Source organism: Neisseria blantyrii, from assembly GCF_962747855.1.
Classification (GTDB): Bacteria; Pseudomonadota; Gammaproteobacteria; order Burkholderiales; family Neisseriaceae; genus Neisseria; species Neisseria viridiae.
The window spans coordinates 1-21,980 of the sequence record NZ_CAUIZY010000015.1; the positions used below are offsets into that span (position 1 = coordinate 1).

Below are 21,980 nucleotides of genomic sequence, written 5' to 3' on the forward strand. Positions count from 1 at the left end.
AAAATAGGGGAACCTGTAAGGGAAGGGGCATCGGCTGCCGCCGGTGCTTTTTTGTTTGGAAGGGAAATGGCTAAAATATGCAGTATTATGTTCTGTATCGTTGTTTACCGTTTCCGCACTTTTGTCCGCCTTAAAGCAGGTAAACACCGCATCGGGATTGGCAGGACGGTCAACAAGGCTGATTTCTGTCAGCTTTAAGCCCGTGATTTGCGACTTGTTCAACTCGTCGCGAGCGGTAACGCTTCCACCGATTGAAAAGCCTTTGTAAACGCCTGTCTTGACCTTCGTAACCGCAACAGGGTCAACGATATGCGCGCCAAAGAATGTGCGCCCATCGTCTTCTACATTAATCTCAATAGCCGTTCCCGCCGCGTTGCTGCCGTGCATCTCGCGCACCGCGCCGAACTTCATATAATCGGGAATCGCAGCCTTCATAGCTGCCGCCGCGATGACTTCGCCGTCGGAATCGACCGCCTCGCTTGAAGCATAGCCCCAAACCTTGACCGTGCCGTCGTCCTGCGCCTCCATCTTGGCGATTTCTGCGTATAACTTCGTCATTGGTTTACTCCTGTCTGTATAAATGGTATATTGAAGAAAACCTGCGAAGACGCTTAGGGCATAGGAGGACGGAATCGAAAGATTGACAGTCGCTCGTCGCAGGTTTGCTGTTTTTCTTTACACGCCCAAATAAAAACCTTAGAATTGAATTAACGGCATTTGTTGAACGCTATGAGGGGCCGGACAATTTTGTCAGGGAGGCATAGCAGACAAATACCGTTTTTCATTTGCGCTCAAATCCGTGATCATAGTAGCGTCTGCTGCCGTCCTTATAATGTTTGACAACCATAATCACCCCCTTTCTTTTACCATTGCTGCCAACGGTTGCACGGTATATTTCCACATTTGAAATATTCACATCACCGTTTTTATCCGGTTCTGTTTTTACCAGCTTTGACTTTCGGATTAATTCAGGAATATAAGGAACAGTCTTAAGCAGCTCGTCCCCTGAATTGGCGATGGTATGCTTAACCCCGCTTTTAGCTGCGATGATTTCATGCCCGCTGCTTTCATTGACATAGCTTTTGCCGACAAAGTTATCCCGCGCATACTGCATAGCTGCCTTACGCAGCTCCTTTGTTTCGGCAAATTCCCCCAACTCGCCGCCTGATACGGACACAACCTCGCCACCCGTCCACCGCCCGTTTTCATCGCGCGGCTGTTTCGGGTTGTAGCCTTTCGACAGTTTACCCATCCGCTTTGCAACAGGCACAACCGCACAGCGGCAGTTCGGATGTCCCGGTATCGTCCGCCCCGTGTGCAAACGGCTCATGCAAACCGATTACGCCCATATCCGCATTGGCATTGCAGACATCGGAAACCTTGTCGTCTTTTGCCGTTATCCACCGCTTACCCTCAACAAGCCCCGATTCCTCCCAGCCTATCAGGTTGCCCATACCGTCCGCCATCGCCGTTTCCGTTCGGGCGATGGTTTTCGCGCGGGCATTTATGTAGATGTATGGGTAGATTGAGTGGTTATTTGGCGATATGAAAAGGTTTGCTCGTTGTTTCTGTTATAATTAAAAGCATCTATACGCAGAATGGTTTATATTATGTTTAATCAGGCAGCACAAGAATTGACGACTATCCGCGATATTTTACGCTTTGCAGTCAGCCGTTTTAATGAGGCAGGGCTCTTTTTTGGTCATGGAACAGATAATGCGCATGATGAAGCGGCTTATTTGATTTTGCATACTTTGAATTTGCCTTTGGATATGCTTGCCCCATATCTTGATGCAAAACTCTTGGAAGCTGAAAAAGAGGAAGTGCTGGCGGTTATTGAGCGTCGTGCTGTCGAACACATTCCTGCCGCTTATTTGACACACCAGGCATGGCAGGGAGAGTTTGATTTCTATGTGGATGAGCGCGTAATCATACCTCGTTCTTTTATTTATGAATTGTTGGGTGACGGACTTCGTCCTTGGATAGAGTATGATGAGTTGGTGCATAATGCTTTGGATCTTTGTACCGGAAGCGGTTGCCTTGCCATTCAGATGGCGCATCACTATCCCGATGCACACATTGATGCGGTTGATGTGAGTTTGGATGCTTTGGAAGTTGCAGGGATCAATATTGAAGATTATGGTCTGGAAGAGCGTATCCAGCTTATTCATACCGATTTATTTGAGGGACTGGAAGGCACTTATGATTTGATTGTTTCCAATCCTCCTTATGTCGATGCGGAATCGGTTGAGTTATTGCCTGAAGAGTATTTGCACGAACCGGAATTGGCATTGGGCAGCGGGGCGGACGGATTGGATGCCACCAGGCAGATTCTTCTGAATGCGGCAAAGTTTCTGAATCCTAAAGGTGTATTGCTGGTGGAAATCGGGCATAACAGGGATGTATTGGAAGCAGCGTATCCGGAGTTGCCTTTTACTTGGTTGGAAACCAGCGGGGGCGACGGTTTTGTTTTCCTCTTGACGCGCGAGCAGTTATTGGGCGAGGAGTGAGTCGGAGGGAAATGCCGTCTGAAGACGATTTGTTTTCAGACGGCATTTTTACGACACGTTGTCTCGGGTTTGACGCTTGGTTGAGAAATCCTTACCATATTGTTTATAAGTTAATTGTTTTTTATATCGCTATTGTAATGAAAAAATTATCTCGGATTGTATTTTCAATTGTCCTGTTGGGTTTTTCGGCTGCTTTGCCGGCGCAGACCTATTCTGTTTATTTTAATCAGAACGGAAAGCTGACGGCGACGATGTCGTCTGCGGCTTATATCAGGCAATATAGTGTGGAGGCGGGTATCGCACACGCGCAGGATTTTTATTATCCGTCGATGAAGAAATATTCCGAACCTTATATCGTTGCTTCAACGCAAATCAAATCTTTTGTGCCCACCCTGCAAAACGGTATGTTGATTTTGTGGCATTTTAACGGTCAGAAAAAAATGGCGGGGGGCTTCAGCAAGGGTAAGCCGGACGGGGAGTGGGTCAACTGGTATCCGAACGGTAAAAAATCTGCGGTTATGCCTTATAAAAATGGCTTGAGTGAAGGCACGGGATACCGCTATTACCGTAACGGCGGCAAGGAAAGTGAAATCCAGTTTAAGCAAAATAAGGCAAACGGCGTATGGAGGCAATGGTATGCCGACGGCAGTATCAAGACGGAAATGGTTATGGTTAATGATGAGCCAGTCAAGATTCTGACTTGGGATGAAAGCGGCCGATTACTCTCGGAACTGTCTATCCGGCACCATCAGCGTAACGGGGTGGTTTTGGAGTGGTATGAAGATGGTTCTAAAAAGAGCGAGGCTGTTTATCAGGATGACAAGTTGGTCAGGAAAACCCAGTGGGATAAGGATGGTTATTTAATCGAACCCTGAATCTTGATGCCGTCTGAAATGGCTTCAGACGGCATTTTGTATGTATATATTGTTGACAATATTTCTTCAAAATCTGACGGTGGTATAATTTCGGACTTTAACGGATATCTGCAAGGAGAAAGCTTCGTGAATAATTCAGTCATCACTGTCATCGGTAAAGACCGTGTGGGCATTGTGTACGACGTTTCCAAAATTTTGGCGGAAAACCGAATCAACATCCTTAATATCAGCCAACAGCTGATGGATGATTTTTTTACCATGATTATCTTGGTGGATACCTCGAAATGCCCCAAATCGCGGCAGGAGGTTTTGGATTTGTTTGCGGAAGAGAGCAAAAAACTCGCGCTCGATATCCGTATGCAAAACGAAGAAATCTTCCAAGCGATGCACCGAATCTGAAAAAAAGCAGCCTACACCCTGGTTTTCAAAGTGCAGGCTGCTTTGAATGTGTTGGAGAACAGGGCAGAGATACCTCGTTACTGGCCGGTCAGGCTGACTAAAAAGAAGGAATTTTACCATGATAATCCTGCGCCGATCTCTAAACCAGTGAGAAGCATCGAAACCTTGGTATGCGAAGATACTGTGTTGCGCGACCGCAAAGGCGTATACCTACAACAGATCCGTCTGCCATCCGACACGTTCGAGCTGTTTTACGTAAACAACCGATTGGATGCCAATGCTTTTATGACTGCGCGTTACCGAATCACGACCGACAACAAAGTGATACCCGTGTTGTTCAAAGTGTGGGGTGTGGAGCACGGATTTTTGGCGTTTTTGCTGTCGCTTCCTGTGTTTGTACTTGTCAAAATGCTGATGTTGCGGCGGCGGTTGGGCAGTAAAAACAAATCTAAGCAAAAGGAAATACAGGCAGTTTGCACTTCAAAATACCAAAATACGAGGATATTTCCATGAAACCCGAAAAAATACTGCAAAAAATCGTTGCCGAAAACGAATATCCCGTGCTGTCGCCATTAGCTTCCCAAAACGAAATATTGCGGGAAGCCCTGTATCAAAACCGTATTTTTCTCTTTTTAGATTGGAAAGGAGAAAGTGGACAGGGTGAGCTTTATCAATTTATCAATGAACGTTTGGTGGCGTTCGGCAAAGAAATACTAAAAGAAAAACCCGATGATTTATATAAAAAATTCGACAAAGAATTTGGTCAAAATTGGAAAAATGGCGATTTTCTGCCCTTTGCCTTCGACTATTTCGACAGCAAACTCAAACGGAAAAAAATGCGGCTGATGCTCTTGGAAAGCGGTAGCGATGACTACACTGTGTTTATTGTTTCGAGCAACGCGTGCAAAAGTTTGGAAAAAATCCAATCTGATTTTTGGGCCTTCCAGAGTCTGAATAAGGCGGCAAATTTCATCTTATATACGGTCGATTGCCCCGCCTGCGGCCAACTGGCGGCATGGGATTTGGCCATAAGCGAGCCGCCTCCATACGCTAATCACGAAGCGGCATACTGCGATTCCTGTTACCAACCCTTATGGGATGCGGACGGCCAAATGTTTGCTGCAGTGGAAGAAACACCGCACTATGTCTCCGAACGGAAATGAACCGCAGTCAGCCTGCACCAAATAAGACCCATTCAACAAGGAATCCCCAAAAATGTCCCAAGTCCATTCCAATGAAATCCTCGAAACCATCCGCATGGTGGCCGACCAGAATTTTGACGTGCGCACCATTACCATCGGCATTGATTTGCACGACTGCATCAGCAGCGATATCAATGTGTTGAACCAAAATATTTACAATAAAATCACCGCAGTCGGCAAAGACTTGGTGGCGACGGCAAAATATCTGTCTGCCAAATACGGCGTACCGATTGTGAATCAGCGCATTTCCGTTACGCCGATTGCCCAAATCGCCGCGGCCACCCATGCCGACTCTTACGTCAGCGTGGCGCAAACCTTGGATAAGGCTGCTAAAGCCATCGGCGTGTCTTTTATCGGCGGCTTTTCTGCGCTGGTGCAAAAAGGCATGTCGCCTTCGGATGAAGTGCTGATCCGTTCCATTCCCGAAGCGATGAAGACTACCGACATTGTTTGCAGCTCCATCAATATCGGCAGCACGCGCGCCGGTATCAATATGGATGCGGTCAAGCTGTCAGGCGAAACCATCAAACGCACGGCCGAAATTACGCCCGAAGGTTTCGGTTGCGCGAAAATTGTCGTGTTCTGTAACGCGGTGGAAGACAATCCGTTTATGGCGGGCGCGTTCCACGGCTCGGGCGAAGCGGATGCTGTAATCAATGTCGGCGTATCCGGCCCGGGTGTCGTAAAAGCCGCGTTGGAAAATTCGGATGCAACGACATTGACCGAAGTTGCCGAAGTTGTGAAGAAAACCGCTTTCAAAATTACCCGCGTGGGCGAACTCATCGGCCGCGAAGCCTCAAAAATGCTGAATATCCCGTTCGGCATTCTCGACTTGTCGTTGGCACCGACCCCCGCCGTCGGCGATTCGGTGGCGCGCATTCTTGAAAAAATGGGTTTGAGCGTCTGCGGTACGCACGGCACAACAGCGGCTTTGGCATTGCTGAACGATGCCGTGAAAAAAGGCGGCATGATGGCTTCGAGCGTGGTTGGCGGTTTGAGTGGCGCATTTATCCCCGTTTCAGAAGATGAGGGCATGATTGCGGCTGCCGAAGCAGGCGTGCTGACGCTGGACAAACTCGAAGCGATGACCGCCGTTTGTTCGGTCGGCTTGGATATGATCGCCGTTCCCGGCGACACGCCCGCGCACACTATTTCCGGCATCATTGTCGACGAAGCCGCCATTGGTATGATTAACAGCAAAACCACTGCCGTGCGCATTATTCCGGTAACGGGTAAAACCGTCGGCGACAGCGTCGAGTTCGGTGGTCTGTTGGGCTACGCGCCTGTAATGCCGGTTAAAGAAGGCTCATGCGAAGTGTTCGTCAACCGGGGCGGCAGAATCCCGGCTCCGGTTCAATCGATGAAAAACTGATTACGGTTTTGATGGGGAAATGCCATCTGAAAGGCTTCAGACGGCATTTTTGTTTATGGGCATTGGGTAAAATGTCTTTAGAAAAGAATATTGCAAATTTAAAAAATCCCTGTGTCCTTATTTCTGCTTTCTTACGTCATTCTTTTAAAGGTGGGAATCTGGAAACCAAAAAAAACAACAGGAATTTATCCGAAACAACAAAACCTATCCGCCGTCATCCCCACGAAAGCGGGAATCTAGTTTGTTGTTCAAATAAATTCTGAAACTTTAATTTTGTCATTCCCGCGCATGCGGGAATCTAGAAATGAAAAACGACGAGAATTTATCAGAAATGACGGAAACTCAAAAAACCGGATTCCCGCCTGCGCGGGAATGACGAAATTTTAGGTTTCTGATTTTGATTTTCCGTTTTTGCGGGAAGGATGGGGTTTCAGATTGTGGGCATTATCAGTATTTTCTATTTGGCAATGTCTTTTACTGATTTTGTCAAAACGCATTTATGCCGTCTGAAAGGCTTCAGACGGCATTTTCGTTTGGACTCGATTAGTCGATATAAGTGAATTTTGCACGTTTGATATTGCACATCAATTCGTAAGGGATGGTTCCGGCCGCTTCGGCAACGGTATTGATGTTGACCGTATCGCCCCACAGTTCGACCTCGTGTCCCAAACCTTCTTGCGAAGCGTCCAGCTCGATGGTCATCATATCCATAGAGACCCTGCCGATGACCCGGGTCAATTTACCGTCGACGGCGACGGGGGAATTGCTTGGGGCACGGCGCGGATAACCGTCCGCATAACCGCAGGCAATCAGGCCGACCCGCGTAGATTTACTGGTATAAAATGTTGCGCCATAACCGATAGGGGAGTGAGGCTGCAAAACGCGTTCGCCGAAAATACGGGTGGAAAGCCTCATCACGGGTTTCAGCCTGTCATCGCTGCCTCCGAACGGGGAAATGCCGTATAACGCCAAGCCCGCGCGCCCCCAATCCCTGCGTGCTTCGGGGATATTCAAAATAGCGGCGGAGTTGGCAAGGCTTTCTTCGCCTTCCAGCCCTTCCGTCCCCAAATCGAATGCTTCCATCTGTATTTCCGTCATACCGCTTTCGGGTTCGTCCGCACAGGAAAAATGCGAAAACTTGACAATACTGTCCACATATTCCGACTGCTTCAATGCCGCATATGCCGAAGCGTAATCATGAGGGAAAAATCCGGTACGGTGCATCCCTGAATCCATTTTCAACCAGACTTTGACGGGTTTTTTCCAATGGCGGGCCAGCAAAGCCTCAAGCTGCCATTGGTTTCCGACTGCCGGCCAAAGCGAGTATTGCTCGACCGCTTCGTACTCCGATGCTTCAAATACGCCTTCCAAAAGGACAATCGGATGGATAATGCCGCTCTCACGCAGCCTGATTCCCTCATCGATTGTCGCCACGGCAAAGCCGTCTGCCAAGTCTGCCAGCGCGAAAGCACATCTGACCGCACCGTGTCCGTATGCATCCGCCTTAACTACCGCCAACAGCTTGCCTCCGTGCATTTCCTTCAAAATCCGATAATTGTGCCTAAGGTTGCCCAACCTGATCTGCACGTTCAAAGGCCGCATAAATTCATTCCTTACCAAACAAGTGTTTATTAGCAAAATTAAGAAATCAATTGGGGAATTATAATCCAACGGAAAGGCTTTTAAAATATTAAAGAACCTTGTGTTTTCAAGCCGGGGCAGCAGTTTTCAGGTAGGAAGGCGGTTCGCTTTTCCTGATATAATCGCTTTCCCAAATTTATACTCTATTTGTTAAAATCAATAATAAATACAAAGCAATCCAAATGAAAGAACTAGATAAAATCGATTTCCGCATCCTTAAGATCCTTCAACAGAATGCCCGCATCCCGATGACGGAGCTTGCCGAGAAGGTAGGCTTGTCCACCACGCCCGTTACAGAGAGGGTGCGCCGTTTGGAGCGGGAACATTATATTTCCGGCTATCACGCCCGTCTCAATCCCCATCTGTTGGGCAAACCTTTATTGGTTTTTGTCGAATTGAAATTACAATCCAAATCGGGCAATATCTTTGAAGACTTTAAAAAGGAAGTGCTGAAAATTCCGCAAATTATGGAATGCCACTTGGTATCGGGCGAATACGACTATCTGATTAAAGTACGTTTGCCCGATATGTCTGCCTATCGGGATATGCTCGGCAATATCCTATTGCAACTGCCTGCCGCTTCGGAGAGTAGGAGTTATGTTGTGATGGAGGAAGTCAAAGAAAATCCGGTTTTGGATTTGGATTGAATATTTCAGACCGGGTATGCGGTTTGATACCCGAATGAAACATAACAACATCACGCACAGAGGCTTGTTGCTTCAGATAAAAAAATGCACACATTCAATAGAATGTGTGCCAAGTCTACAAAGGAGAAATAGAGGAGAAACTATTAACTGACTACTCGAACCAGCTAACGGAATGAATTATGCAGCTTTTCCGGTCAAAAAGCAAGCGGTTTTCTTGTTAAATTTCTTAAAGGATAGAATTTTAAACGATAAAAGTAATTAAATTTCAAAGAGGGCGGAGATAAAAAAATGCACACATCCGATTGAATGTGTGCCAAGTCTACAAAGGAGAAATAGAGGAGAAAAATCAAGCTGCATCAAGCAACTCAACGGCGGTAATTATCCGCCGTTTCTTATCCGCTGTCAATTATTTTTTGAAAATTTACCCGACCGATTCAAATTTTGCAAAAAACTTGCACGATGGCTATCCGGTAACAAATTCCTTCAAAAACCCGTCAATCCGCTTATTCAAAAAAATCATATGCTTTCATCGTGTTTCCTTTTCGGTTGAAACCCCGCCCTTTAGGGCGGCAGGATCAGACTTTATTTGGGAGGGGGCGTACCCCTTCCAAATCAGGACGGCACATAGGGCGGTGCTTTATGTGTCGTCCTGTGTGTTGAAACATCGAAATAAACTTTTGATTTTTCTTTATCGGCTGTTGCTTTTGATTCGCTAAATTTGCCGAAATTCAAATTCAAATTTAAATCCTCCGGATGTATTTTTTTCGGTCATTGTGCGGGCAAATCGCCGTTTTGTCCCTTGTCAGGTTTTGTGCATATCGGGGAAACCGAAATCGTCCGCACCTGCGCCCGTGTTGATTCGTCCCTTGCCATCTTGGGATATATCCAGCAAAATCGGCATATCGGTATTTTGATTGGTGTGTTGAGAAAATGACCCCGTTATTTAGAAAAGCCGTTTGGCTGCTGTTTGCCGTTTCGGTCTGTGCATTTGCCGGTTCTTTGGCGGCACAGTATGTTTTGGGTATGGAGCCTTGCGTTTTGTGTATCAGCCAGCGGTTGTGCGTCTTGGCAACCGCATTATGTGCGGCAATTGTTCTGATGTGCAGACCAAGAAGAAGGGCAGGCGGTTTGTTCGGTGCTGTCTTTATCAGCATTCCTGCCGTTACGGGTATTTCTGTTGCGGCATATCAGTTGTGGTTGCAGTCGCTGCCGCCGGGTACGGCTCCTTCGTGCGGTGCGCCGTGGACGTTTCGATTGAAGGGCTGGCCTTTGTTTGATTGGTTCGAGCCTGTCGTGCGCGGGTTCGGAAATTGTGCCGAACCGGATTATCTGCTGGGAATTGCCTTGCCTGTTTGGAGCGCGGCGTATTTTCTGCTTGTGGTTTTGGCGGTTTGGGCTGCCTGGCTGAAGGCAAAATAAATCAATGCCGTCTGAAAGGTTCAGACGGCATTTTATTGTATGTCTTCTGTGCTGCGTATCAGTCCAGATTCAATACGGCGGAAGTGTAAACGTCTTGCACGTCGTCCAAGTCTTCCAGCGCGTCAATCAGTTTTTGCATTTTGACGGCATCGTCGCCGGAAAGTTCGGTTTCGTTTTGGGCGCGCATGGTTACGTCGCCGTCAACGGATTTGTAACCTGCGGTTTCCAATGCCGCTTTCACGCCCGCCCAATCGTTTGGCGCGGTGATGACTTCAATCGAACCGTCGTCGTTGGCAACCACGTCTTCCGCACCGGCTTCCAAAGCCGCTTCCATCAGCGCGTCTTCGTCAACGCCGGGTTCGAATACCAAATAGCCCTGATGCACGAAGTTGAACGCCACGCAGCCGTCGGTACCCAAGTTGCCGCCGTTTTTGGTAAACGCGTGGCGTACGTCCGCAACGGTGCGGGTTTTGTTGTCGGTCAGGCAGTCCACCATCAAAGCCGCGCCGCCGATGCCGTAGCCTTCGTAGCGCAACTCGATGTATTCCACGCCTTCCAAGTTGCCCGTACCTTTATCGATGGCGCGTTGCACATTGTCTTTGGGCATATTGTTTTCGGCTGCTTTTTCCAAAGCCAGGCGCAGGCGCGGGTTGGCACCGGGATCGCCGCCGCCCATACGCGCCGCAACGGTGATTTCTTTGATTAAACGGGTGAAGATTTTGCCGCGTTTGGCATCCTGACGGGCTTTTTTATGCTGGATATTCGCCCACTTGCTATGGCCTGCCATAAATTTCCTTTCTTATTTCAAATAATTAATCTGTTTTTGTCAGATTTTTTACGGTCGGCATTTTAACATAAGTTGCAAGTACCCAAAATATCCTGTTTTATGCCGTGCCGTTGTCGATGCCGTCTGAAAACGATTTCCTCCGCTTTCCGCTTAAAAATAAAGAAATATTTTAATTAACGATATTTTACGGTATGATGGCACAGCTTCTCCCCGATTGTTGACAATTGAAGGCATCTGTTGCGGCAAATACGGTCTGCTCGCCGTGTTTCCTTATTGGAATGTCTTTGGGAAAGCAGTCATTTTAATCGTAAGATAAGGTTTATTTTATGGAAAATATATTGTCTGTTCTGGTGGGTACAGTCAATCGGTTTCTTTGGGACTACCTGCTGATTTATGCCCTTTTGGGTATCGGTCTGTTTTTTACGCTGTATCTCGGTGCGCCGCAGATTTTGAAGTTTGGCGCGGGATTCAAATCCGTATTCGGCGGCTTGTTTGCCAAAGGTGATAAAGACGATAAGTCCTTATCGCAGTTTCAGGCGTTGGCGGTTGCTATATCCGCGCAAATCGGTACGGGCAACGTCGCCGGTGTGGCGACTGCCATTACCGCAGGCGGGCCAGGCGCGATTTTTTGGATGTGGCTTTCTGCCGTTTTGGGGATGTCCACGATTTTTGCGGAAGCACTGCTGGCGCAGAAATACCGCGTCGTCAGCCACGGCAAATACATCGGCGGGCCGGCGTTTTATATTACGCACGGTCTGACTCCGAAAATCGGCAGGGGCGCGGCGCGTTTTTTGTCCGGTTTCTTTTCCATTGCGTTGATTATCGCATTGGGTTTTATCGGTAATGCGACACAGGCCAATTCCATTGCTTCTGCCGTTACCATTGCATTTGATGTGCCTTCTTTGGCAGTCGGTATTGTGCTTGCCGTCCTTGCGGGCATGGTTGTGATTGGCGGCGTGAACCGTATTGCCAATATTGCCCAGTTTGTCGTGCCGTTTATGGCGGTTGTTTATATTTTGTGCGCCGTCGTTATCCTGTTTGAATTTTCCGACCATATTGTGCCGATGTTCAACCACATCTTTACCACCGCCTTCAATCCCGAAGCCGTTTTGGGCGGTGCTGCGGGTATCGGTATGCGTGAAGCGATACGTTTCGGCGTGGCGCGCGGTCTGTTTTCCAACGAAGCAGGTATGGGTTCTACCCCGCACGCCCACGCGACTGCGGATGTGAAGCATCCTGTTCAGCAAGGTATGGCGGCATTTGTCGGTGTATTTATCGATACGATTTTGGTATGTACGGCAACTGCGCTGATTATCCTGCTGACCGATGCCAACCTTTCGGGCGAACAGGGCGCGGCGGTTACTCAATTTGCTTTTAACAAGGCATTTCCGGGCTTCGGTTCGCAATTGCTTGCCGTGTGTCTGACCTTCTTCGCCTTTACGACCATTATCGGCTGGTATTATTTCGGCGAGTCCAACATCCGTTTTCTTTTCAGGGGAAGATACTTGGGCATCTATCGCGCATTGGTTCTGCTTGCCATTGTTTTGGGTACGCTCGGCAAAGTCGATTTGGTTTGGAGCCTGTCCGATATGTTCAACGGCTTTATGGTTATCCCCAACCTGATTGCCCTGTTCTTGCTGCGTAAGGAAATCCGTGCCATTTATGATGATTATTTGGCACAGAAAAAAGCGGGTCGGGATTTGTCCTATCAGTATGAATTCCACGAGTTCCACGACAAGGGCTGATGTCCGGCAAACAGAAAACCTCCCAATCTTCAGGAACGGGAGGTTTTGTTTTTCAGACGGCATTCAGATTACGTAACCGTACACGCTGACAAATTGGGTGATGCTGCCGCCCAATACGAACAGATGCCAGATTCCGTGCCCGTGTCGGATTTTTTCATCGTTTACAAACCAGTAAATGCCGACGCTGTACAGCATACCGCCTGCCGCCAGCCAAGCCAGTCCTGCCGGCGGGAGTGAGGCTGTCAGGGATTTCATTACCGCCAAGACCATCCAGCCCATTACGATATAAATCGCAATAGACAGCAGACGTTTTTCGCTTTTCCGTCCGATGGTGAGTTCTTGTGCGATTCCTGCAGCCGCCAGCAGCCAGGACAGTGAAAATACCGTCCAGCCCGGCCCGTTTCTCAAAGAAACCAGTGCAAACGGTGTGTAGCTTCCGGCAATCAGCACATAAATCATGCAGTGGTCGGTTTTTTTCAAAATGCTTTTCAGTTTTCCAGCTGCAATTCCGTGGTACAGCGAGGAACTCAAATAGAGCAGAAGAAGGCTGATGCCGTAAACCGATACGCTGAAGATACGGTAGCCGTCCCCGTGTCCTATGGTTTTCAGCAGCATCAGCACCAAACCTGCCGCCGCCAGAATCAAACCGCTCAAATGGCTGTAAGTATTGAAGCGTTCGCCTGCATACATCGCACAATCTTTCAGGAAAGTAGAGGCAGTCAGTTTACGCCGATACTTTTGCCCCTGTGTGAGATTTACTCTTTGCCTACACTGTGAATATTCTTGAAAATGCGTGTGTTAAAATCTGTTTTTTTATTTTCAGACGGCATTTTATGTTGAATCCATCCCGAAAACTGGTTGAGCTGGTCCGTATTTTGGATGAAGGCGGTTTTATTTTCAGCGGCGATCCCGTGCAGGCGACGGAGGCTTTGCGCCGCGTGGACGGCGGTACGGAGGAAAAAATCATCCGTCGGGCGGAGATGATCGACAGGAACCGTATGCTGCGGGACACTTTGGAACGTGTGCGTGCGGGGTCGTTCTGGTTGTGGGTGGTGGCGGCATCGATGATGTTTACCGCCGGATTTTCAGGCACTTATCTTCTGATGGACAATCAGGGTCTGAATTTCTTTTTGGTTTTGGCGGGCGTGTTGGGCATGAATACGCTGATGCTGGCAGTATGGTTGGCAACGTTGTTCCTGCGCGTGAAAGTGGGGCGGTTTTTCAGCAGCACGGCGACGTGGTTTCGGGGCAGAGACCCCGTCAATCAGGCGGTGTTGCGGCTGTATGCGGACGAATGGCGGCAACCTTCGGTACGTTGGAAAATAGGTGCAACGTCGCACAGCCTGTGGCTCTGCACGCTGCTCGGAATGCTGGTGTCGGTATTGCTGCTGCTTTTGGTGCGGCAATATACGTTCAACTGGGAAAGCACGCTGTTGGGCGATTCGTCTTCGGTACGGCTGGTGGAAATGTTGGCATGGCTGCCTGCGAAACTGGGTTTTCCCGTGCCTGATGCGCGGGCGGTCATCGAAGGCCGTCTGAACGGCAATATCACTGATGCGCGCGCGTGGTCGGGATTGTTGGTCGGCAGCATTGCCTGCTACGGCATCCTGCCGCGCCTGCTGGCTTGGGCGGTATGCAAAATTTTTTTAAAAACAAGCCAAAGCAAGTTGGATTTGGAGAAGCCTTATTATCAGGCGGTTATCCGCCGTTGGCAGAACAAAATCGTCGATGCGGATACGCGTCGGGAAACCGTGTCCGCCGTTTCTCCGAAAATCACTTTAAACGACGCACCCAAGTGGGCAGTCATGCTGGAAACTGAATGGCACGAAAGCACATGGTTTACGGGCAGATTGGCACAGGAATGGCTGGATAAAGGCGTAGCGGCGAATCGGGAAAAGCTTGCCGCTTTGGAAAACGAGTTGAAACAGAAACCCGCCCAGCTTCTCATTGGCGTACGCGCGGAAACCGTCCCCGACCGCGGTGTGTTGCGTCAGATTGTCCGACTCTCGGAAGCGGCGCAGGGCGGGGCGGTGGTACAGCTTTTGACGGAACGGGTGCTTTCAGACGACCTGTCCGAAACATTGAACCATTGGCGTAATGCGCTGGCAGAGTGCGACGTGGCATGGTTGGAGCCTGACAAGGCGGCGCAGGAAGGCCGTCTGAAAGCCGGCAAACATACCTGACGCGCCCTACCAAGCAGCCATTCTGAAAAACCGTTTGAAAATCTGTTTTTTAAAAAACAGGCATTTCGTTGATGCAACCTTGATTAGTCTGATAAAATACATTTGAAATACAACAAGTTAGATGTATGTTCCCGAATATTCAATTGATCTTAATTAATGGGACTAGGTAATGACAAATATATTAATATTTGAAGTGATGGTTATGGATGAGAATATTCTATTAAAAACGATAGAAAAACATAATCAAGCATTCAATACTGATTTTGAAGTAATTAAAATAGATTATGACGAAGCTATTTTTTGTACAATTCAAGTTTCAAAATATACTTACGCAGATTTATTTAATTTAGGGCATCACTTATCTATTGTGGAACATTTGATGCGCGAGCGTGGTGAAACTGATTGGTAAATTATCGTAGCTTGTGTCAGCCGCAGCAAGCAAGGTAGGTATATAACTTATTGCCCATGCCCATACATTCAGTTTTTTCATGTATATTCAATGCTATCAATTTCCGCCCGAATGGAAATAAGCGGCTTTTTCCTTGCAAACGGACGGAATCGAGCGAGTATTCAAACACAGCAAAAAAATATGATGGATAAACAACCCCTTTCCCTCGCCGTCGTCGGGCATACCAATACCGGCAAAACCTCGCTCCTGCGCACCCTGTTGCGCGACAGCGGTTTCGGCGAAGTCAGAAACGCCCCATCAACCACACGCCATGTCGAAGAAGCCGCCATCAGCGACGGCGTGGATATGCTGGTTTTCCTGTATGACACGCCCGGACTCGAAGACGCGGGCGGTGTTTTGGAATGGCTGGAAAACCATACGGACAATCGTTCAGACGGCATCGAACGGCTGCAACAGTTTCTCGGCAGCCACGGCGCGCATCACGATTTCAATCAGGAAGCCAAAGTCTTACGGCAAGTCTTGCAAAGCGATATGGCAATGTACGTCATCGATGCGCGCGAACCCGTCCTCGACAAATATCGGGATGAATTGACCATCCTTTCATGGTGTGCCAAACCGGTTATGCCCGTGTTCAACTTTACCGGCGGACAGCTTCCCGAATCGTGGACAACCATGCTGGCGAGGAGAAACTTGCACGTTTTTGCGGGGTTTGATACCGTCGCTTTTGATTTTGAAGGCGAGTTGAACCTTTGGAACAAGTTCGCCACTATGTTGCCGCAGCATGAAATCATCGACCGCCTGACCGCCGCCCGCCGCCGCGAATGGACGCGTCTGGACAGCGAAGCGCGCCGCGAAATCGCCGATTTCCTGCTCGATGCCGCCGCCTTCAGGCAGGAAGTGGACGAAAACGAGGATACCGCCACCGTGTTGCAAACCATGCAGGCGGAAATACGCCAACTCGAACGGCAGATGCAGCAGCGGCTGTTTGCCCTCTACCGTTTCTACCACAGCGAAATCGACGGCGGCGGTTGGATGCCCAAAACCTTCCGTCAAGATCCGTTCGACAGCGAATTGCTCAAACAATACGGCATCCGCACCGGCACGGGCGCGGCAACCGGCGCGCTCATCGGCTTGGGGCTGGACATCGCCACACTCGGCGGCTCGCTCGGATTGGGTACGGCAATCGGCGGCTTTTTGGGCGGCATCCTGCCCAATACCCGCACCATTTCCGACAAACTCGCCGGCCGCCAAACCTTGCACACCGACCCCGAAACCCTGACCCTGCTCGCCGCCCGCGCCCTCGATTTGCTCCACGTCCTGCAAACGCGCGGACACGCGGCACAGTCGGATATTGAGCTGCACAGCCGCAAAGCCCCGTGGGATGCCGCCAGACTCCCGCCCGAACTCAACAAAGCGCGCAGCAGGTGGAAATGGTCGTCCCTCAATACGCACCGCCCCGAAACCAGCCGCATCGAACGCAGGGAATATGCGGAGAAGCTCGGGATACGTTTGGCGGGCAAATAATGCCGTCTGAAGCCGATTTGCGACAAAAAACGGGTTCTGTATGATACAGAACCCGTTTCGTATGCCGTCTGAAGGCTTCAGACGGCATTTTATTTGCAAAGGAATTACAGGGTGCGGGCAACTTCGACGATGTCGAAGCATTCCAGTTGGTCGCCTTCCATAATTTCGTTGTAGCCTTTGAGCATCAGACCGCACTCGAAGCCCATACGGACTTCTTTTACGTCGTCTTTATAGCGTTTCAACGAAGCCAGTTCGCCCGTGTGGATGACCACGTTGTTGCGGATGAGGCGGACATGGGAATCGCGCTTAACCACACCGTCGGTAACCATACAGCCTGCAATATTGCCGACTTTGGAAACGGAGATGACCTGACGGATTTCGACCGTACCGGTAACCTGTTCTTTCTCTTCGGGAGAAAGCATACCGCTCATCGCCGCCTTCACGTCGTCGATGGCATCGTAGATGATGTTGTAGTAGCGGATTTCCACGTTTTCATTTTCGGCAAGTTTGCGCGAAGAGGCATCCGCACGCACGTTAAAGCCGATAATGAACGCGCCCGAAGCGATGGCAAGGTTGACGTCCGATTCGGTAATGCCGCCCACGCCGCTGTGCAATACGTTCACTTTCACCTCGTCGGTGGACAGTTTTTTCAGGCTGCCCGCCAAAGCCTCGTAAGAGCCCTGAACGTCTGCTTTGATGATGACCGACAAAGATTGGGCCTGGGTTTCGCCCATATTGTTGAACATATTTTCCAGCTTCGCCGCCTGCTGTTTGGCAAGGCGCACGTCGCGGTATTTGCCTTGACGGAAGAGGGCGATTTCGCGCGCTTTTTTCTCGTCTGCCAATACCATCGCGTCTTCACCCGCATTCGGTACGTCGGACAAGCCGAGGATTTCGACGGGGATGGACGGACCGGCTTCGGTAATGGATTTGCCGTTTTCATCGACCATCGCGCGGATTTTGCCGAATGCCGTACCGGCCAGCAGCATATCGCCTTTTTTCAGCGTGCCGCTTTGAACCAGCAATGTGGCAACCGCGCCGCGCCCTTTGTCCAAGCGCGCCTCGACGATGATGCCTTTGGCGGGCGCATCGACAGGTGCGGTCAGTTCCAATACTTCGGCTTCGAGCAATACGGCTTCGAGCAGCGCGTCGATGTTCGTTCCTTTTTTCGCGGAAACGTCGATGAATTGAACCGTGCCGCCCCAATCGTCGGGGATGACTTCGTGTTGGGTCAGTTCCTGACGGATGCGTTCGGGGTTGGCAGTGTCTTTATCGATTTTGTTGACGGCAACCACAATCGGAACGCCTGCCGCTTTGGCGTGGGCAATCGCTTCGATGGTTTGCGGCATTACACCGTCGTCTGCGGCGACCACAAGAATCACGATGTCGGTCGCTTTCGCACCGCGCGCGCGCATGGCGGTAAAGGCTTCGTGTCCCGGGGTGTCCAAGAAGGTAATCACGCCGCGCGGTGTTTTGACATGGTACGCGCCGATGTGCTGCGTAATGCCGCCCGCTTCGCCCTGTACCACTTTGGCGCGGCGGATGTAGTCCAGCAGGGAAGTTTTACCGTGGTCGACGTGGCCCATGACGGTAACCACCGGCGGACGCGGCAATGCTTCGGCTTCCACTGCTTCCGCGCCCTCGTCCAAGAAGGCTTCAGGATCGTCGTCGGCGGCGGGTTTGCCGATGTGTCCGAGTTCTTCGACGACAATCAGGGCGGTGTCTTGGTCGATGGATTGGTTGATGGTAACCATCATGCCCATCTTCATCAGGGCTTTGACCACTTCCACGCCTTTGACCGCCATTTTGTGCGCCAAATCGGCAACGGTAATGGTTTCGGGAACCAAGACTTCGTGTACGACGGGTTCGGTCGGTGCTTGGAAGGCGTGTTGGTTCGGCTCGAGTTTGAGTTTTTTGCCTTTCTTGCCGCCGCGTACGCGCTCGTCGTCTCCATTGCGTGCATTGTTGCGGTCGCGTCCGCCTTTTCCGCCTTTGCCTTTGGCGTTGCGGCCCTGGCCTTCGTCATCGCGGTTGCGGCGGTCTTCTTTTTTCGCTTTTGCCGGATTGACAGGTTTGTTTTCGACGGCCGGTGCGGCTGCCTGCGGTTTCTCGGCAGTTTTGGCGGGACGCTGTCTGCCGGTTTTGGCTTCCTGTGCGGCTTTTGCCTGTTGTTCTGCCTGTTGTTTCATGGCTTCGCGGCGTGCCTGGCGTTCCTGTTTCTCTTTCAACAGGGCTTCCTGGTGGGCGCGAAGTGCGGCGGCGCGGCGTGCTTCTTCATCGCGTTGCGCCTGTTCTTCCGCGCTGACCACGGGTTGCGGCACGGCAGGTGCGGCAGGTTTCGCCGTTTTTTTGGCATCTTTGCCTTTGCCGTTTCGCTCGTGTTTCGGCTTGGCGGCTTTTTCTTTGGGCTCGGCGGGTTTTTCAGACGGCATTTTGTCGGCTTGGGCTTTTTCCGCTTTGCTTTCTTCGGAGGGTTTGGTTTCCGCCGCAACGGGTGCGGTTTCGGCTTTTGCTTCGGTGGGTTTCTGTGCGGCAGGTTTGGCTTTGTTGCCTGCTTTTGCCGCTTTCAGTTTTGCCGCTTCCGCTTCTGCCTTGGCACGGGCTTCTGCACGTGCGGCAGCTTCGGCTCGGGCTTTTGCCGCGTCTTCTGCCGTCTGCTCCGGCTGGACAGGTGCGGCTTGGGTTTGGGCGGCTTTTACCTGTGCTGCCAACTCTTCGGCAGAAGGAATGTTGACAGTGCGTCCGCGTTTGCGTGTTTCGACTTTTACGCCGTCAACGGTACTGACTTCGGTTTTGGTGCGGCGGATGCTGATGGTGCTGCTGTTGCTGCCGTTTTTCTTGGTCAGGTAGGCGTTCAGAAGCTGTTTGTCGTCCAGCGTCAGGGAATCGCTGCCGCTGTTTTTGCTGACGCCGGCTTCTTTCAACTGTTTCAACAGGTCTTCGACGGGGCGTTTCAGCTCGGCGGCAAATTGTTCTACGGTTGTGTTACTCATCTGTACCCCCTTTATTTGTCTTCGGTAAACCAGTGTTCGCGTGCGGTCAGGATGACGGCTTTTGCGGTTTCTTCGTTTACACCGGTGATTTCAATCAGTTCGTCCACGGCAAGCTCTGCCAAGTCGTCGCGGGTGGTAATGCCTGCTTCGGCAAGGCTGCGGAGCATATCGGCATCTACGCCTTCGAGGTTGCGCATATCGTCGGACACTTCGCCCAGTTTTTCTTCGGCGGCAATCGCCATGGTCAGGATGGCATCGCGGGCGCGGTTGCGGAGCATATCGACGATTTCTTCGTCAAATCCTTCAATGGCAAGCAGTTCGGCGGCAGGAACATAGGCGACTTCTTCCAAGGTTGCAAAACCTTCCTGAACCAGTACGTCGGCGGTTTCTTCGTCCACGTTCAAGTGATCCATAAACAGGCGGCGGATGGCGGCATCTTCTGCCGCATTGCGTTCGTCTGCCTCGGCGGAAGTCATGATGTTGAGCTGCCAGCCGGTCAGTTCGGAGGCGAGGCGGACGTTTTGACCGCCGCGTCCGATGGCGAGCGCGAGCTGGTCTTCGGCAACGATGACATCGACGGCGTGTTTGTCTTCGTCGATGACGATGCGGCTGACTTCGGCGGGTGAGAGTGCGCTCATGACGAATTGGGCAGGCTCGGGCGACCAAAGGACAACGTCGATGCGCTCGCCGGACAATTCGTTGCTGACCGCGTTGACACGCGAACCGCGAACGCCGATACAGGTGCCTTGCGGATCGATGCGCTGGTCGTTGGCTTTGACGGCGACCTTGGCACGTTGTCCCGGGTCGCGGGCGACAGCGCGGATTTCAAGCATGCCGTCTGCAATTTCAGGTACTTCATTGGCGTACAGTTTGACGAGGAAATCGCCGGAAGTACGGCTCAGGATGACTTGTTTGCGGCCGGTGTTGCCGATTTCTTCGACGCGCAGGAAGAGGGCGCGGATGCGGTCGCCGCTGCGGAAGTTTTCGCGCGGAATCATTTGGTCGCGCGGAATCAGCGCGTCCAGTTTGCCGGCAACGACTTCGACGATGATGCCGTGGCGTTCGACGCGTTTGACCGTGCCGGACACGATGTCTTCTTTGACGGCGAGAAACTCGTTCAGATTCTGCTCGCGCTCCGCATCGCGGATGCGTTGCAGGATGATTTGTTTGGCGGTTTGCGCGGCTTGGCGGCCGAAGCCTTCGTTGGGCAGCTGCTCTTCATAGTATTCGCCGATTTGGATGGTCGTATCGGGGATTTCCTCTTGGATTTCCTCGATGGTTTTTTCGACATCGGGATAGGTATAGTCTTCATCGGCGACAATCAGCCAACGGCGGAAGGTTTGGTATTCGCCGGTATCGCGGTTGATTTGGACGCGCACGTCCATGTGTTCGCGGTCTGCCTTTTTCTTGGCGGCGGTAGAGAGTGCGAATTCCAGTGCTTGGAAGACGACTTCCGCATCAACGTTTTTTTCGCTTGCCAGTGCTTCTGCCAGCTGTAACATTTCACGACTCATTTTGAAAATCTCCAATATTGCTGTGTTTTAGAATTTGAATTCGGGGCGCAGACGGGCTTTGTCGATGTTGCCCAATTCGATTTGCACGGTTTTGCCATCGAAGGATACGGTAACGGTATCGTTTTCGCAGCCTTCGATTTTACCGATAAAGTTTTTCTGACCGTCTATCGGCAGGCGGGTTTTGATTTTGGCATTCTGACCGGCAAAGCGTACGAAGTCGGCGGCTTTTTTCAAGGGGCGGTCGAGTCCGGGGCTGGAAATTTCCAGGTTTTTGTAGTCGATGTCTTCAACCATGAAGACGCGGCTCAAGTGGTTGCTGACGGTTGCGCAGTCTTCGACGGTAATGCCGCCTTCTTTGTCGATGAACACGCGCAATGTTCCTTGCGCGGTCAGTTCAAAATCGACCAGTTCGTAGCCCAGGCCGGGCAGGGTTTTTTCGAGGATGGTTTGAATATCCATGCTGCTCCCTATGTACATAATAAAAAAATGGCCCCGTGGCCATTTTTCGTCAAAGTTGAAAAATCGGCGTGATTATAACCGCTTTTGCGGAGAAATGAAAGTGTTGATTTATTTTGTGTTTTTGGGACGGAAAAAAGCGGGTGTAAGGGAGGTTTGTAATGGGAAATCGTGAATATTGTTGACAAAACAAATGTATCTATTTGTCGCTGGCATGATTTTTATGTTTGTAAATCAATATATTGATATTATTTTCCGTGTTCGGGCGGTATGGAGTCTGGCGGAGGACAGGTATTTCCCATCC

21 protein-coding genes are annotated in these 21,980 nt (G+C 50.5%); 12 read left to right on the forward strand and 9 right to left on the reverse strand.

The genetic code is table 11. The features are described 5' to 3' along the window. The 3 genes from Q9J80_RS09835 to Q9J80_RS09845 all read right to left on the reverse strand — a co-directional run. Window positions 1–558, reverse strand: a 558-nt coding sequence (locus Q9J80_RS09835; protein WP_301673173.1) for an HK97 family phage prohead protease, incomplete at its 3' end; no start/stop codon positions are given. A 223-nt stretch (window positions 559–781) separates the two neighbouring features. Further along, entirely contained in the window at window positions 782–1,270 is a 489-nt protein-coding gene (locus tag Q9J80_RS09840; RefSeq protein ID WP_304671695.1) for an LPD3 domain-containing protein, read from the reverse strand. Then, window positions 1,245–1,466 (reverse strand): hypothetical protein, encoded by a 222-nt coding sequence (locus Q9J80_RS09845; RefSeq protein WP_301673175.1) that lies wholly within the window; start codon window positions 1,464–1,466, stop codon window positions 1,245–1,247. Before Q9J80_RS09845 ends, Q9J80_RS09840 begins: the two co-directional genes overlap by 26 nt. Window positions 1,467–1,610: 144 nt before the next feature. Here Q9J80_RS09845 and prmB point away from each other — a divergent pair, with 144 nt between their 5' ends. The 6 genes from prmB (at window position 1,611) to Q9J80_RS09875 (ending at window position 6,358) form a co-directional block, all read left to right on the forward strand. After that, a complete protein-coding gene (prmB, locus tag Q9J80_RS09850; protein WP_301673200.1) occupies window positions 1,611–2,510 on the forward strand; it encodes a 50S ribosomal protein L3 N(5)-glutamine methyltransferase in 900 nt (299 codons plus the stop codon). A gap of 137 nt (window positions 2,511–2,647) precedes the next feature. Further along, window positions 2,648–3,385 carry a toxin-antitoxin system YwqK family antitoxin gene (locus Q9J80_RS09855; RefSeq protein ID WP_301673201.1) on the forward strand — a complete coding sequence of 246 codons (738 nt, stop codon included), beginning with the start codon at window positions 2,648–2,650 and terminating at the stop codon, window positions 3,383–3,385. 126 nt (window positions 3,386–3,511) lie between these two features. Next, window positions 3,512–3,784, forward strand: coding sequence for an ACT domain-containing protein (locus Q9J80_RS09860; protein WP_002212673.1), 273 nt, complete (start codon window positions 3,512–3,514; stop codon window positions 3,782–3,784). Window positions 3,785–3,814: 30 nt separating this feature from the next. Beyond that, the gene (locus Q9J80_RS09865) at window positions 3,815–4,297 is read left to right on the forward strand and encodes a hypothetical protein (RefSeq protein WP_301673176.1); all 483 of its coding nucleotides are present in this window, start codon (window positions 3,815–3,817) and stop codon (window positions 4,295–4,297) included. Further along, on the forward strand, window positions 4,294–4,947 hold the full coding sequence (locus tag Q9J80_RS09870) for a DUF6630 family protein (RefSeq protein WP_301673177.1): 654 nt from the start codon (window positions 4,294–4,296) through the stop codon (window positions 4,945–4,947). Before Q9J80_RS09865 ends, Q9J80_RS09870 begins: the two co-directional genes overlap by 4 nt. A gap of 52 nt (window positions 4,948–4,999) precedes the next feature. Then, window positions 5,000–6,358 (forward strand): PFL family protein, encoded by a 1,359-nt coding sequence (locus Q9J80_RS09875; protein ID WP_301673178.1) that lies wholly within the window; start codon window positions 5,000–5,002, stop codon window positions 6,356–6,358. A 543-nt stretch (window positions 6,359–6,901) separates the two neighbouring features. On the opposite strand, the gene alr is transcribed toward Q9J80_RS09875, so the two are convergent. Continuing rightward, on the reverse strand, window positions 6,902–7,960 hold the full coding sequence (alr, locus tag Q9J80_RS09880) for an alanine racemase (protein ID WP_301673179.1): 1,059 nt from the start codon (window positions 7,958–7,960) through the stop codon (window positions 6,902–6,904). A 221-nt stretch (window positions 7,961–8,181) separates the two neighbouring features. On the opposite strand from alr, the gene Q9J80_RS09885 reads away from it, so the two are divergent. Then, window positions 8,182–8,646: an Lrp/AsnC ligand binding domain-containing protein gene (locus tag Q9J80_RS09885; RefSeq protein WP_301673180.1), complete on the forward strand. Its 465-nt coding sequence runs from the start codon at window positions 8,182–8,184 to the stop codon at window positions 8,644–8,646. Between the two features lie 930 nt (window positions 8,647–9,576). Next, window positions 9,577–10,065 carry a disulfide bond formation protein B gene (locus Q9J80_RS09890; protein ID WP_301673181.1) on the forward strand — a complete coding sequence of 163 codons (489 nt, stop codon included), beginning with the start codon at window positions 9,577–9,579 and terminating at the stop codon, window positions 10,063–10,065. Between the two features lie 58 nt (window positions 10,066–10,123). Here Q9J80_RS09890 and Q9J80_RS09895 read toward each other — a convergent pair whose 3' ends face one another. Further along, complete coding sequence (locus Q9J80_RS09895; protein ID WP_301668046.1) at window positions 10,124–10,852, reverse strand: YebC/PmpR family DNA-binding transcriptional regulator; 729 nt, start codon at window positions 10,850–10,852, stop codon at window positions 10,124–10,126. A gap of 326 nt (window positions 10,853–11,178) precedes the next feature. Between Q9J80_RS09895 and Q9J80_RS09900 the strand changes: the two genes are divergently transcribed. After that, entirely contained in the window at window positions 11,179–12,597 is a 1,419-nt protein-coding gene (locus Q9J80_RS09900) for an alanine/glycine:cation symporter family protein (protein WP_301673182.1), read from the forward strand. Window positions 12,598–12,660: 63 nt separating this feature from the next. Here Q9J80_RS09900 and trhA read toward each other — a convergent pair whose 3' ends face one another. Further along, window positions 12,661–13,287 carry a PAQR family membrane homeostasis protein TrhA gene (trhA, locus tag Q9J80_RS09905; RefSeq protein WP_003697300.1) on the reverse strand — a complete coding sequence of 209 codons (627 nt, stop codon included), beginning with the start codon at window positions 13,285–13,287 and terminating at the stop codon, window positions 12,661–12,663. Window positions 13,288–13,430: 143 nt separating this feature from the next. On the opposite strand from trhA, the gene Q9J80_RS09910 reads away from it, so the two are divergent. The 3 genes from Q9J80_RS09910 (at window position 13,431) to Q9J80_RS09920 (ending at window position 16,713) form a co-directional block, all read left to right on the forward strand. Then, window positions 13,431–14,780, forward strand: coding sequence for a DUF2868 domain-containing protein (locus Q9J80_RS09910; RefSeq protein WP_301673183.1), 1,350 nt, complete (start codon window positions 13,431–13,433; stop codon window positions 14,778–14,780). 169 nt (window positions 14,781–14,949) lie between these two features. Continuing rightward, window positions 14,950–15,189 carry a hypothetical protein gene (locus Q9J80_RS09915; protein WP_301673184.1) on the forward strand — a complete coding sequence of 80 codons (240 nt, stop codon included), beginning with the start codon at window positions 14,950–14,952 and terminating at the stop codon, window positions 15,187–15,189. 183 nt (window positions 15,190–15,372) lie between these two features. Further along, window positions 15,373–16,713, forward strand: coding sequence for a GTPase/DUF3482 domain-containing protein (locus Q9J80_RS09920; protein ID WP_301673202.1), 1,341 nt, complete (start codon window positions 15,373–15,375; stop codon window positions 16,711–16,713). Between the two features lie 104 nt (window positions 16,714–16,817). Here the strand turns inward: Q9J80_RS09920 and infB are convergent, their stop codons facing one another. Genes infB through rimP form a run of 3 tightly spaced genes read right to left on the reverse strand, consistent with a single transcriptional unit; the run spans window position 16,818 to window position 21,679 of the window. Next, entirely contained in the window at window positions 16,818–19,706 is a 2,889-nt protein-coding gene (infB, locus tag Q9J80_RS09925; protein WP_301673185.1) for a translation initiation factor IF-2, read from the reverse strand. Window positions 19,707–19,717: 11 nt separating this feature from the next. After that, window positions 19,718–21,220 (reverse strand): transcription termination factor NusA, encoded by a 1,503-nt coding sequence (nusA, locus tag Q9J80_RS09930; RefSeq protein ID WP_301673186.1) that lies wholly within the window; start codon window positions 21,218–21,220, stop codon window positions 19,718–19,720. Between the two features lie 27 nt (window positions 21,221–21,247). Continuing rightward, window positions 21,248–21,679: a ribosome maturation factor RimP gene (gene rimP, locus Q9J80_RS09935; RefSeq protein ID WP_002216731.1), complete on the reverse strand. Its 432-nt coding sequence runs from the start codon at window positions 21,677–21,679 to the stop codon at window positions 21,248–21,250. Window positions 21,680–21,980 lie beyond the last annotated feature (301 nt).